Below are 203 nucleotides of genomic sequence, written 5' to 3'. Positions count from 1 at the left end.
ATCGGGCAAGTTCGCGTACTAACGAGCAGATTGAACTGCTTGAGGCGTTGTTGGATCAGCAAAAACGACAGAACGTATTGCTCCGTCGTCTTTGTGAAGCTAACGAACCGGAAAAAGCAGAAGAGCCTACCGCGGTGCAAACTCAGGATGAAGATGATGACATCATTCGTCTGGTAGCCGAACGGTAGTAAACAGAAAGACAG

The 203-nt window shown here is 48.3% G+C and carries 1 protein-coding gene; it reads left to right on the top strand.

All coding sequences use genetic code 11. The features are described 5' to 3' along the window. Positions 1-188 (top strand): YebO family protein (locus FDX22_RS24335; protein ID WP_186805460.1); only part of this gene is annotated, 188 nt, incomplete at its 5' end. Between the last annotated feature and the right edge of the window lie 15 nt (positions 189-203).

The sequence above is a fragment of the Citrobacter sp. TBCS-14 genome (genome assembly GCF_005280805.1).
In the GTDB taxonomy this organism is placed as follows: Bacteria; Pseudomonadota; Gammaproteobacteria; order Enterobacterales; family Enterobacteriaceae; genus Citrobacter; species Citrobacter gillenii.
The sequence above is the reverse complement of the archived record's forward strand: the minus strand, read 5'-3'. Positions and strand labels throughout refer to the sequence as shown.